The sequence below is a fragment of the Streptomyces yamdrokensis genome (assembly GCF_053890455.1).
This window is the reverse complement of record NZ_CM132679.1, coordinates 1,263,042-1,275,403: the sequence shown is the minus strand read 5'-3', so window position 1 is coordinate 1,275,403 and position 12,362 is coordinate 1,263,042. Positions and strand designations below refer to the sequence as shown.

The 12,362-nt window shown below is 71.7% G+C and carries 13 protein-coding genes; 12 read left to right on the top strand and 1 reads right to left on the bottom strand.

Annotated features, from left to right (window positions below; genetic code table 11):
* The first annotated feature begins 111 nt into the window (after window positions 1-111).
* From mltG to nusB, 10 genes are all read left to right on the top strand, one after another.
* Complete coding sequence (mltG, locus tag ACWZEH_RS04965) at window positions 112-1,896, top strand: endolytic transglycosylase MltG (RefSeq protein WP_456195956.1); 1,785 nt, start codon at window positions 112-114, stop codon at window positions 1,894-1,896.
* Window positions 1,886-2,722 carry a shikimate dehydrogenase gene (locus ACWZEH_RS04960; RefSeq protein ID WP_456195954.1) on the top strand — a complete coding sequence of 279 codons (837 nt, stop codon included), beginning with the start codon at window positions 1,886-1,888 and terminating at the stop codon, window positions 2,720-2,722. Before mltG ends, ACWZEH_RS04960 begins: the two co-directional genes overlap by 11 nt.
* A 38-nt stretch (window positions 2,723-2,760) precedes the next feature.
* Window positions 2,761-3,378, top strand: a complete 618-nt coding sequence (locus ACWZEH_RS04955) for a hypothetical protein (RefSeq protein WP_456195953.1) — start codon at window positions 2,761-2,763, stop codon at window positions 3,376-3,378.
* Window positions 3,375-4,559, top strand: coding sequence for a chorismate synthase (gene aroC, locus ACWZEH_RS04950; protein ID WP_456195951.1), 1,185 nt, complete (start codon window positions 3,375-3,377; stop codon window positions 4,557-4,559). The genes ACWZEH_RS04955 and aroC overlap by 4 nt, the downstream gene beginning before the upstream one ends.
* Window positions 4,560-4,585: 26 nt before the next feature.
* Window positions 4,586-5,068 carry a shikimate kinase gene (locus ACWZEH_RS04945; protein ID WP_456199444.1) on the top strand — a complete coding sequence of 161 codons (483 nt, stop codon included), beginning with the start codon at window positions 4,586-4,588 and terminating at the stop codon, window positions 5,066-5,068.
* Complete coding sequence (aroB, locus tag ACWZEH_RS04940; protein ID WP_456195949.1) at window positions 5,065-6,159, top strand: 3-dehydroquinate synthase; 1,095 nt, start codon at window positions 5,065-5,067, stop codon at window positions 6,157-6,159. The genes ACWZEH_RS04945 and aroB overlap by 4 nt, the downstream gene beginning before the upstream one ends.
* A 249-nt stretch (window positions 6,160-6,408) precedes the next feature.
* On the top strand, window positions 6,409-7,254 hold the full coding sequence (locus tag ACWZEH_RS04935) for a Pro-rich N-terminal domain-containing protein (protein WP_456195947.1): 846 nt from the start codon (window positions 6,409-6,411) through the stop codon (window positions 7,252-7,254).
* Between the two features lie 280 nt (window positions 7,255-7,534).
* Complete coding sequence (locus tag ACWZEH_RS04930; protein WP_456195945.1) at window positions 7,535-8,641, top strand: aminopeptidase P family protein; 1,107 nt, start codon at window positions 7,535-7,537, stop codon at window positions 8,639-8,641.
* A gap of 57 nt (window positions 8,642-8,698) precedes the next feature.
* Window positions 8,699-9,265, top strand: a complete 567-nt coding sequence (gene efp / locus ACWZEH_RS04925) for an elongation factor P (RefSeq protein WP_042174070.1) — start codon at window positions 8,699-8,701, stop codon at window positions 9,263-9,265.
* A gap of 2 nt (window positions 9,266-9,267) precedes the next feature.
* A complete protein-coding gene (nusB, locus tag ACWZEH_RS04920; protein WP_456195943.1) occupies window positions 9,268-9,702 on the top strand; it encodes a transcription antitermination factor NusB in 435 nt (144 codons plus the stop codon).
* 237 nt (window positions 9,703-9,939) lie between these two features.
* Here the strand turns inward: nusB and bldD are convergent, their stop codons facing one another.
* Window positions 9,940-10,443 (bottom strand): transcriptional regulator BldD, encoded by a 504-nt coding sequence (gene bldD / locus ACWZEH_RS04915; protein ID WP_042174065.1) that lies wholly within the window; start codon window positions 10,441-10,443, stop codon window positions 9,940-9,942.
* A gap of 274 nt (window positions 10,444-10,717) precedes the next feature.
* Here bldD and pyrR point away from each other — a divergent pair, with 274 nt between their 5' ends.
* Window positions 10,718-11,275 (top strand): bifunctional pyr operon transcriptional regulator/uracil phosphoribosyltransferase PyrR, encoded by a 558-nt coding sequence (gene pyrR, locus ACWZEH_RS04910; protein ID WP_055594544.1) that lies wholly within the window; start codon window positions 10,718-10,720, stop codon window positions 11,273-11,275.
* Window positions 11,276-11,381: 106 nt separating this feature from the next.
* Complete coding sequence (locus ACWZEH_RS04905; protein ID WP_257851624.1) at window positions 11,382-12,362, top strand: aspartate carbamoyltransferase catalytic subunit; 981 nt, start codon at window positions 11,382-11,384, stop codon at window positions 12,360-12,362.

Here is a 12,362-nt window from a genome sequence, read left to right as displayed (position 1 = left end):
ACGTTCCGCGCGATGTGGTGGTGTTCGAACAGCCGCCGCAAAAGAGAGGCGGAACGGGCGTCGGCAACCCCCACAGCCGCGTGACCGCCGCCTCGCGGCTCTAGGGGATCGATGACTGAGTATGGCCGGGGCCGAGGCTCCGAACCGTGGCATCCGGACGACCCGTTGTACGGGGACGGCGGGTGGACAGGGCAGCAGACCCAGCAGGGTCAGCAGCCCCCCTACGACGGCCAGGCGCAGCACTACCCGCAGCAGCCGCAGCCGGAGCAGCAGTACGGCGAATGGGGCACCGCCGGGCAGCAGGGCGGGTACGGACAGCAGCAGTACACGCAGTACGACCAGCAGCAAGGCCACCAGCAGTACGACCAGCAAGGTCACCAGCAGTACGACCAGCAGCAGTACCGTCAGCAGTACGCCCCCCAGCAGGCACAGCACCCGGACCAGCAGCACCCGGACCAGCAGCAGTACGACACGGGCGGCTGGCAGACCGGCGCCCACGCCCACTCGCAGGACCCGTACGCGGCGGCCGATCCCACGGACCCGTACGGGCAGCAGGGCGGGGCGTACGGCGCCCAGCAGTCCGACTACTACGCGACCCCCGACGCCTACCCGCCGCCCGAGCCGCCCACCCGGCGCAGCGCCGAACCCGAACGGCAACCGGAGCAGGACGCGGAACCGGAGCCGCAGACCGACTGGGACCCGGGGCCGGACCAGGGTGAACACGCCTTCTTCTCGGGCGACGACGAGGACGAGGCCGACGAGCCGGGCGGTCGCGGCGACCGCCGGGGCAAAGGCGCCAGGGGCGGCAAGGGCACCAAGGACAAGAAGCGGCGCAGTGGGTTGGCCTGCCTCGTGGTGGTGGTGGTCCTCGGCGGCGGTGCGGCCGGTGTGAGCTATGTCGGCTGGCAGTTCGTCAAGGATCGTTTCGGCAGCGCGCCGGACTTCGCGGGCGACGGGAACGGCGAGCAGGTGACCGTCACGATCCCCAAGGGGGCGGGCGGGTACGCCATCGGCCAGGTGCTCAAGAAGGAAGGCGTGGTCAAGAGCGTCGACGCCTTCGTCGCGGCCCAGGCGAGCAACCCGCAGGGCAAGACGATCCAGGACGGCGTCTACACGCTCCAGCTGGAGATGTCGGCCGCGAGCGCGGTCGAGCTGATGCTCAGCCCGAAGAGCCGCGACAACCTGATCATCGCCGAGGGCTGGCGCAACGCCGAGATCTACCAGCGCATCGACGAACGCCTCGAGGTCGAGGACGGGACCACCGCGGAGGTCGCCGAGAAGGACTGGAAGAAGCTCGGCCTGCCCGACTGGGCGGTGAACGGCGGAAACGTCAAGGACCCGCTGGAGGGCTTCCTCTACCCGTCCAGCTACGCGGTGGGCAAGGGTGCGAAACCCGCGGACGTGCTGAAGGAAATGGTGGGCCGGGCCACCGACAAGTACGAGGAACTGCAGTTCCCGGAGAAGGCCGAGAGCCTCGCTCTCGAAGGGCCGTGGGAACTGGTCACGGTCGCGAGTCTGGTGCAGGCCGAGGGCAAGACCCATGACGACTTCCGCAAGATGTCCGAGGTCGTCTACAACCGCCTCAAGCCCACCAACACCGAGACGAACCAGCTACTCCAGTTCGACTCGACCTTCAACTATCTGAAGGGCGAGAGCAACATCGACATCAGCGAGTCCGAGATCAACAGCAACAAGGACCCGTACAACACCTACACCAACAAGGGTCTGCCGCCCGGACCCATCGGCAATCCTGGCGAAGACGCTCTTCAAGCGGCGTTGGATCCCACGAAGGACGGCTGGATCTATTTCGTGGCCACCGACGGCGTGAACAAGACGGAGTTCGCCAAAACGCACGACGATTTCCTGAAACTGAAGGACAAGTTCAATGCCAGCTAGGGCCGGGGCGCGCCGGGCCGCCGTCCTCGGCTCCCCGATCGCCCACTCCCTCTCCCCGCTGCTGCACCGCACCGCCTACGCGGAGCTGGGCCTGGAGAGCTGGACCTACGACCGCTTCGACGTCGACGAGCAAGCCCTGCCGGGCTTCTTCGAGAAGCTCGGGGACGACTGGGCCGGACTGTCGCTGACCATGCCGCTGAAGCGGGCGGTGATCCCGCTGCTGGACGGAATCAGCGAGACCGCGGCCTCGGTCGACGCGGTCAACACCGTCGTTTTCACCGAGGACGGCCGCCGGACCGGCGACAACACCGACATCCCCGGCATGGTCGCCGCCCTGCGCGAGCACGGCATCGACAAGGTGGACACCGCCGCGATCCTCGGTGCCGGGGCCACCGCGTCCTCCGCGCTCGCCGCGCTCTCCCGGATCTGCGCCGGCGAGGTCGTCGTCTACGTGCGCAGTGCCGCGCGAGGCGCCGAGATGCGGCAGTGGGCCGATCGCCTGGACGTGGCGGTGCGCATCGCCGAGTGGGACGACGCCGAGCGGGCCCTGCACGCTCCGCTGGTGGTCACCACCACCCCGGCAGGCGTCACCGACACCCTCGCCCGAGCCGTTCCCGAACGCCCGGCGGCCCTCTTCGACGTGCTCTACGACCCCTGGCCGACCGCCCTCGCGGCCCGCTGGTCGGCGTACGGCGGTGCGGTGGTCGGCGGGCTCGACCTGCTGGTGCACCAGGCGGTGCTCCAGGTCGAGCAGATGACGGGGCGCGCACCGGCCCCGCTGGACGCCATGCGGAAAGCGGGAGAGCGGGCGCTCGCGGCCCGATAGGATCCCGTCCGGTTCCGCGGGGGGCGGGACACGCGTTCATGTCCGCAGGCACGTCACTGGCACCCTGGAAGGCCCGGATCTTCGAGTCCGTACTGGGCTTTCCGCCCGACCGGGTGCAGATCGCGGTGTTGGCCCTGGTCGTTCTCGTCGTCGTCGCGTACCGGGCCGTCAGGATCAAGCGCAGGGTCGCACACCGGCGCGCCACCCGCGCGGGCCGGCCGGTCCACGCGGCGGCCCGGTACGGACAGGGCAGCGGAGCCGACCACCTGGGCCAGTACGCCCCGCAGCCCGGCCGGCCCGCACCGCACGCCCCCGAGCAGGTCACGGCGGGGCAGAGCGGTGCCGACTTCCTCGGGGGCCCACGCGCCCGGTCAGCAGCGTCCGGACGACAGCCGGGCCTGACGGCCGGGACCGGCCGCCGGAGACCGGGCCGCCGAACCCCGGGGGCCGGACCGCTCTGCCAGGACCCTGGCACCGGCGGCCGTCCCGCCCCGGCGGTGCTCGTCCGACTGATGGACCGGCGACCGGACACGCCGCCCGAACGTGGGAGGATCGGACGTGGCGGGCCGGGGCCGCGCACCCCGTCGCGCCGTAGCCGTACGCGACGCCGCGTGCGCAGGGCAGTACCGGGCGCGAGCATGGAGGAACACCGTTGAGCAGGTTGCGCTGGCTGACCGCGGGGGAGTCCCACGGTCCCGCACTCGTCGCGACGCTGGAGGGTCTTCCCGCCGGCGTGCCGATCACCACGGCCATGGTGGCGGACCATCTGGCGAGGCGGCGGCTGGGCTACGGTCGCGGTGCCCGGATGAAGTTCGAGCGGGACGAGGTCACCTTCCTCGGCGGCGTGCGGCACGGCCTGACCCTCGGCTCCCCGGTCGCGGTCATGGTGGGCAATACCGAGTGGCCGAAGTGGGAGCAGGTCATGGCGGCCGACCCGGTCGACCCCGAGGTGCTGGCCGGTCTCGCCCGCAACGCCCCGCTGACCCGCCCGCGCCCCGGCCACGCCGACCTCGCCGGCATGCAGAAGTACGGCTTCGACGAGGCCCGCCCGATCCTGGAACGGGCCTCAGCGCGGGAGACCGCGGCCCGCGTGGCGCTGGGTGCCGTGGCCCGCTCGTACCTGAAGGAGACGGCCGGCGTCGAGATCGTCTCCCACGTCGTGGAGCTCGCGGCCGCCAAGGCCCCCTACGGCGTGTACCCGACCCCGGCCGACGTGGAGCGGCTGGACGAGGACCCGGTGCGCTGCCTGGACGCGGACGCCTCGAAGGCGATGGTCGCGGAGATCGACCAGGCCCACAAGGACGGCGACACCCTCGGCGGAGTCGTCGAGGTGCTGGCGTACGGCGTACCGGTCGGGCTCGGCTCGCACGTGCACTGGGACCGGCGGCTCGACGCCCGGCTGGCCGCCGCCCTCATGGGCATCCAGGCGATCAAGGGCGTGGAGGTCGGCGACGGCTTCGACCTGGCGCGGGTACCCGGTTCGAAGGCGCACGACGAGATCGTCGCCACCGACGAGGGCATCAGGCGCGCCTCGGGCCGCTCCGGTGGCACCGAGGGCGGCCTGAGTACCGGTGAACTGCTGCGGGTGCGGGCGGCGATGAAGCCGATCGCGACCGTGCCGCGGGCGCTGAAGACCGTGGACGTCGTCACCGGCGAGGAGACCGCCGCCCACCACCAGCGCTCCGACGTGTGCGCCGTACCGGCGGCCGGCATCGTCGCCGAGGCCATGGTCGCCCTGGTCCTAGCGGACGCGGTCGCGGAGAAGTTCGGTGGCGACAGCGTCACCGAGACCCGCCGCAACGTGACGTCCTACCTCGAGAACCTGGCCATCCGGTGACCCCGCTGATCGTGCTGGTCGGCCCGATGGGCGTCGGCAAGTCCACTGTCGGACAGCTGCTTGCCGAGCGGCTGGACGTCGGCTACCGGGACACCGACGACGACATCGTCGCCGCCGGGGGACGCAGCATCGCCGAGATCTTCGTGGACGAGGGCGAGACCGCCTTCCGCGCGATCGAGAAGCAGGCGGTGCGCACGGCCCTCGCCGAGCACGAGGGCGTCCTCGCCCTGGGCGGCGGTGCCGTCCTCGACGCACGGACGCGCGAGCTGCTCGCCGGACAGCGGGTCGTCTATCTGTCGATGGACGTCGAGGAGGCGGTCAAGCGCACCGGCCTCAACGCCGCCCGGCCGCTGCTCGCCGTCAACCCGCGCAAGCAGTGGCGCGAACTGATGGAGGCCCGGCGCCATCTGTACGAGGAGGTGGCCACGGCCGTCGTGGCCACGGACGGCCGTACGCCCGAAGAGGTCACCGCCTCCACCCTGGACGCACTGGAGTTGAAGCAGGCATGAGCAGCGAGGCAGTGACGCGGATCCACATCGGCCCCGCCGCGGGCACCGACCCGTACGAGGTCCTGGTGGGCCGGCAGCTCCTGGGCGAGCTCGGCGGGCTGATCGGGGCCGACGCCAAGCGGGTCGCGGTCGTCCACCCCGAGGCCCTGGCCGAGACCGGCGAGGCGCTCCGCGCCGATCTCGCCGACCAGGGCTACGAGGCCGTCGCCATCCAGGTGCCCAACGCGGAGGAGGCCAAGACCGCCGAGGTCGCCGCCTACTGCTGGAAGGCGCTCGGCCAGTCCGGGTTCACCCGCACCGACGTCATCATCGGCGTGGGCGGCGGCGCCAGCACCGACCTGGCCGGGTTCGTGGCCGCCACCTGGCTGCGCGGGGTGCGCTGGATCGCGGTGCCGACCACCGTGCTGGCCATGGTCGACGCGGCCGTCGGGGGCAAGACCGGCATCAACACCGCCGAGGGAAAGAACCTGGTGGGCGCCTTCCACCCGCCCGCCGGGGTCCTGTGCGACCTCGCCGCCCTGGACTCCCTCCAGACCAACGACTACGTCTCAGGGCTGGCGGAGGTCATCAAGGCCGGCTTCATCGCCGACCCGGTCATCCTCGATCTCATCGAGGCCGACCCGCAGGCCGCACGCACCCCGGCGGGTCCGCACACCGCCGAGCTCATCGAGCGCTCGATCCGGGTCAAGGCCGACGTCGTCTCCTCCGATCTGAAGGAGGCGGGCCGGCGGGAGATCCTCAACTACGGCCACACGCTCGGCCACGCCATCGAGAAGAACGAGCGCTACAAGTGGCGTCACGGCGCGGCGGTGTCGGTGGGCATGCACTTCGCCGCCGAGCTCGGCCGGCTCGCCGGCCGGCTGGACGACGCCACCGCCGACCGGCACCGCGCCGTCCTCGAATCGGTCGGGCTGCCCCTGCGCTACCGCCACGACCAGTGGCCCAGGCTGCTGGAGAACATGAGGGTCGACAAGAAGTCCCGCGGCGACCTGCTGCGCTTCATCGTCCTCGACGGCCTCGCCAGGCCCACCGTGCTGGAGGGCCCGGACCCGGCGGTACTGCTCGCCGCGTACGGGGAAGTGGCGGAGTAACACCCGAGGGGCTCGCCCCGCCGGGCAAGCCCCTGGCCCCGCCGGGCAACCGGCGAACCGGCCCGGCGGTCGGGGCACTCGGAACCGCCTTCGGCCGTTCACCGGACAACGGCAGGGGCGGTCCTCGTTCGAACAGCCGCTCCGACGCTCTAGGCTGTCCAAGAGCACGGGGGATCCACCCCTGCCATCAGTGCTTGTCGCCTGCGGCGAGTGAACCGAGCCCAGCAGACCGAGACGGAGTGGCACCGGATGCAGCACGCAGGGGGTTCCCCGCTGCCACCGCCCCACCGACCGGGGCACGGACCGGCCGACGGCTGGTCACCGGCCGCACACCATTCGGGACCGCGCCAGGGGTCCGTCCCGGTGCCCGCGCCGCCGCCGGCCCCCGACTACCCCGCGCCCCCGCCCGGACCGACGCCGCGGCCCACGGGCGCCCCGCACCCACCGCCGGACACCACCGGGCATGTGCCGCTGCCGCCGGGTGGTCCCGTCGCCATGCCCAGCGTCCCGCAGGCCCCCGCGGCCCCCGACCCGGCCGGCACCACTCTCGCGGTCCTGCTCATAGGCCCCGCGGGCGCCGGGAAGACCAGCGTCGCCAAGTACTGGGCGGACCACCGCCGGGTGCCGACCGCGCACATCAGCCTGGACGACGTACGCGAGTGGGTGCGGTCCGGCTTCGCCGACCCGCAGACCGGGTGGAACGACCACTCGGAGGCGCAGTACCGTCTGGCCCGCCGCACCTGCGGCTTCGCCGCGCGCAACTTCCTCGCCAACGGGATCTCCTGCATTCTCGACGACGCCGTCTTCCCCGACCGCCCGGTCGTCGGCCTGGGCGGCTGGAAACGGCATGTGGGGCCGGGCCTGCTGCCGGTCGTGCTGCTGCCCGGTCTGGACATCGTCCTGGAACGCAACGCCGAGCGGTCCGGCAACCGCCGCCTCGGCGACGAGGAGGTCGCCCGCATTCACGGCCGCATGGCCGGCTGGTACGGTTCGGGCCTCCCGATCATCGACAACTCCCAGCTCGGCATACCGGAAACGGCCGCGGTCCTGGACGACGTCCTCGCCAGGTCCATCGCCAGCCCGCCGTCCTGGTGAGCCACCGGCGGCGACCGCCCCGGCAGGACAGTCGTGCTGCCAGGCCGCCCCGTACCGGCCGCCCCGTACCGGCCGGCCGGAACCGTGCGACCGGCCGGCATGCCGCCCGTTTTCACCGGCCACGGCCGCAGCGGTCCCGGCGGGCCACCGGCGCCGGGACCGCACGCAGGGCTGCCGGACCGCCCGGGCCTGCCCGGGACACCGCCGCAGGCACCGCACACCGCCGCCCACTCGGACCTCTCGACCGGCGGTTTTCGGCCACCGCTCATAGGCTCGTGACATGTCTGAGGTGTATGCGCTCCGCCGGAGACGGCTGAGGGAATGCTGCAACGCGGGAGGCAGCGCGGCGGCGCTGGTCACCCGGCCCGCCAACGTGCGCTATCTCGCGGGCGCCGCCCCCGAAGGCGCCGCGCTGCTGCTGGGCCCCGCCGAGGACCTCCTGCTGTGCGCCGGGCCGCCCGAGGACCGTTCCCCGCAGACCCGGCCCGACGAGGCGCTGCGGGTGCACGTCGTGTCCGGCTCCGATGGTGATCCCGCCGTCGCGGCCGCCGGGCTCGCCGCCACCGGGGGCGCCGACTCCCTCGCCGTCGAGGAGCACCACCTCACCGTGACCAGGCATCGCGCCCTTTGCTCGGCCGTCCCCGGACTGCGCCTGGCAGGCGTCGGCAGCGCCGTCGAACAGCTCCGGGTGGTCAAGGACGAGGAGGAGATCTCCTGTCTGCGCATCGGCGCGGAGATCGCCGACCAGGCCCTCGGCGAGCTGCTGGAGTCCATCCTCGTCGGCCGCACCGAACGCCATCTCGCACTGGAACTGGAGCGCCGTCTGGTCGACCACGGCGCCGACGGTCCGGCCTTCGCCACCTCCGTCGCCACCGGTCCGAACGCCGGGCGGCCCGGCCACCGGCCCACCGACCGGCGGGTGGAGGAGGGCGACTTCCTCTCCGTCTGTCTCGGCGCCACCTACCGCGGGTACCGCTGTGAGATCGGCCGTACGTTCGTCATCGGCACCGCTCCCGCGGACTGGCAGATCGAGCTGTACGACCTCGTGTTCACCGCTCAGCGGGCCGGCCGGGAGTCCCTCGTACCCGGCGCCGCCTGCCGTGACGTGGACCGCGCGGCCCGCCAGGTACTGGACAGCGCGGGGTACGCAGCGGCCCTTCCGGCGCTCACCGGACACGGAGTCGGACTCGAAATCGACGAGGACCCTCAATTGACCCCCGGGGCCATGGGTAAACTGGACGCTTGTGTGCCGGTCACCGTCGAACCGGGGGTCCACCTCCCGGGCCGGGGCGGTGTCCGGATCGATGACACGCTCGTCGTACGCCCCGAGGCGGACGGCGGACCCGAGCTACTCACCATCACGACCAAGGAACTGCTGGCGCTCTAGCTTCGCGCCGAGTGCCGGCCCCGAGTCGTCTCACGTCAGTCCAGGAGATTGCGCAACGTGGCTTCCACGAACGACCTCAAGAACGGCATGGTGCTCAAGCTCGACGGTGGCCAGCTCTGGTCCGTCGTCGAGTTCCAGCACGTCAAGCCCGGCAAGGGCCCGGCTTTCGTGCGCACCAAGCTCAAGAACGTGCTCTCCGGCAAGACCGTCGACAAGACCTTCAACGCCGGTGTGAAGGTCGAAACGGCCACCGTCGACAAGCGGGACATGCAGTTCTCCTACATGGACGGCGACTACTTCGTCTTCATGGACATGGAGACCTATGACCAGCTGCACGTCGACCGCAAGGCCGTCGGCGACGCCGCCAACTTCCTCATCGAGGGTTTCGAGGCCACCGTCGCGCAGCACGAGGGCGAGGTGCTCTTCGTCGAGCTTCCGGCCGCCGTCGAGCTGACCATCGCCGAGACCGAGCCGGGCGTCCAGGGCGACCGCTCCACCGGCGGCACCAAGCCGGCCACGCTGGAGACCGGGCACCAGATCCAGGTCCCGCTCTTCATCACCACCGGTGAGAAGATCAAGGTCGACACCCGTACGAGCGACTACCTCGGCCGGGTGAACAGCTAACCGTGGCTGCCCGCAACACGGCCCGCAAGCGCGCCTTCCAGATCCTCTTCGAGGGCGACCAGCGCGGCGCCGACGTCCTGACGGTCCTCGCGGACTGGGTCCGGCACTCCCGGTCCGACACCCGGCAGCCGCCGGTGAGCGAGTACACGATGCAGCTGGTCGAGGGGTACGCGCAGCACGCGACGCGCATCGACGAGCTGATCGCCCAGTACTCGGTCGGCTGGACCCTGGACCGCATGCCGGTCGTCGACCGCAACATCCTGCGTCTCGGCGCCTACGAGCTGGTCTGGGTCGACGAGACTCCGGACGCCGTCGTGCTCGACGAGATGGTGCAGCTGGCGAAGGAGTTCTCCACGGACGAGTCGCCCTCGTTCGTCAACGGCCTCCTCGGCCGGTTCAAGGAGCTCAAGCCCTCGCTGCGCCGCGACGGGGTCTGAGCAGGCGGCCGGTACGGGCGCACAGACCGTAAACCGGCACAGACACGCCGGAGGGCCCGCAGCACGACCGCTGCGGGCCCTCCGGCGTGTCCGGGGCCTCCCGGGCCGTGCGGGCCCGTCCGGAGCCCCGGGATGCAGCCTGGGGCTCCGGACGGGCCCGCACGAACGCCGCCGGGGTGGCCCGACCTGCAGGTCGGGCCACCCCGGCGGTACGTTTCTGCTCGGGCGGTGGTGCGATCAGCCCTCGTCGTGCGAGGCGACCGCGCGGCGCGCGTCCGCGTCCAGCACGCCCCAGCTGATCAGCTGCTCGGTGAGAACCGAGGGCGACTGGTCGTAGATCACGGCGAGCGTGCGCAGGTCGTCCTGGCGGATCGAGAGCACCTTGCCGTTGTAGTCGCCGCGCTGGGACTGGATCGTCGCCGCGTACCGCTGCAGCGGGCCGGCCTTCTCCGGCGGCACCGTGGCCAGCCGCTCCAGGTCGAGGACCAGCTTCGGCGGCGGCTCGGCGGCACCGCCCGGCGTGGTACCCGGAAGCAGTTCCTGCACCGGAACGCCGTAGAAGTCCGCCAGCTCGGCAAGACGCTGCACGGTCACTGCGCGGTCGCCGCGCTCGTACGAACCGACCACGACCGCCTTCCAGCGGCCCTGGGACTTCTCCTCGACACCGTGGAGGGAAAGGCCCTGCTGGGTGCGGATCGCGCGGAGCTTGGCCCCGAGCTGTTTGGCGTATTCGCTGGACATATAGCTCCCCGGCACTGTGTCGACGCGGCCGGCATGGTTTCCGGGCCGCGCGGCTGGTAACTCACTGTGAGGTTACGCAGAGTTACTCTCGCCCGTCAAGCCGAATGGTCCACACCGACTCTTCCGGGGCCGGCGGGAACCGCTGCGCCGATGAGGTGACCGGTGTCGGCAGGAGGGGGACTCGGGGGTGTCGCTCCCCGCCTGGTAGCGTGGCCGCCGTACATCCGACGTCCTTTAAGGTCCGTCCCGTGAGGCGGAGAAGGAGGTCCGTTAAATGGACACGCACTCCGATGCGCGGCCCGTTCTCGAGGGCCCCGACATCGCGCGGGTACTGACCCGCATCGCCCACGAGATCGTCGAGCGCGCCAAGGGCGCCGACGACGTGGTGCTCCTCGGCATCCCGACCCGGGGCGTCTTCCTCGCCCAGCGGCTCGCCGCCAAGCTCGAGCAGGTCACCGAGCGCAAGGTCCCGGTCGGCTCGCTCGACATCACCATGTACCGGGACGACCTGCGCATGCACCCCCCGCGCGCGCTGGCCCGCACCGAGATCCCCGGCGACGGCATCGACGGCCGCCTGGTCGTCCTGGTCGACGACGTGCTCTTCTCCGGGCGCACCATCCGCGCCGCCCTCGACGCGCTGAACGACATCGGGCGCCCGCGCGCGGTGCAGCTCGCCGTCCTCGTCGACCGCGGCCACCGCGAACTGCCCATCCGCGCCGACTACGTCGGCAAGAACCTCCCCACGTCGTTGCGGGAGACGGTCAAGGTCCTGCTCGCCGAGGAGGACGGTCGCGACACCGTGCTGCTCGGTGCCAAGCAGCCCTCCCCGTAGCGATCCGGGCGCGCCACCCGCGTGCGCCGGCCCGGTGCGCCGCCATGCGCCCGGCTGCCCGGATTCTCCCGTTCTTCCGATTGAACTGCCTTACGGAGCCTGACAGATGCAGCGTCATCTCATCTCGGCCGCCGACCTCACCCGCGACGACGCCGTCCTGATCCTCGACACCGCCGAGGAGATGGCCCGGGTCGCCGACCGGCCGATCAAGAAACTGCCGACCCTGCGCGGCCGGACCGTCGTCAACCTCTTCTTCGAGGACTCCACCCGGACCCGGATCTCCTTCGAGGCCGCCGAGAAGCGGCTGTCCGCGGACGTCATCAACTTCACCGCCAAGGGCTCCAGCGTCTCCAAGGGCGAGTCCCTCAAGGACACCGCCCAGACCCTGGAGGCCATGGGCGTCGACGCCGTCGTCATCCGGCACGGCGCCTCCGGAGCCCCGTACCGGCTGGCCACCTCCGGCTGGATCGACGCGCACGTCATCAACGCCGGCGACGGCACCCACCAGCACCCCACCCAGGCCCTGCTCGACGCCTTCACCATGCGGCGCCGGCTCGTCGGCCGGGACGCCGGGATCGGCCAGGACCTCTCCGGCCGGCGCATCACGCTCGTCGGTGACGTCCTGCACAGCCGGGTCGCCCGCTCCAACGTCGACCTGCTGCACACCCTCGGCGCAGAGGTCACCCTCGTCGCCCCGCCGACCCTGCTGCCGGTCGGCGTCGAGGCCTGGCCCTGCGAGGTCTCCTACGACCTGGACCGCACCCTGCCCAAGTCCGACGCCGTGATGATGCTGCGTGTGCAGCGCGAGCGCATGAAGGCCGCGTTCTTCCCGACCGAGCGCGAGTACTCACGACGCTACGGCCTCGACGGCGAGCGCATGCGACGGATGCCCGGGCACGCGATCGTGATGCACCCCGGCCCCATGGTCCGCGGGATGGAGATCACCGCCGAGGTGGCCGACTCCGAGCGCTGCACCGTCGTCGAACAGGTCACCAACGGGGTCTCCATCCGGATGGCCGTCCTGTACCTGCTGCTCGGGGGCAACGAACCCGCCGTCACACCCGCCCGCACCACGGAGGAGAAGTAA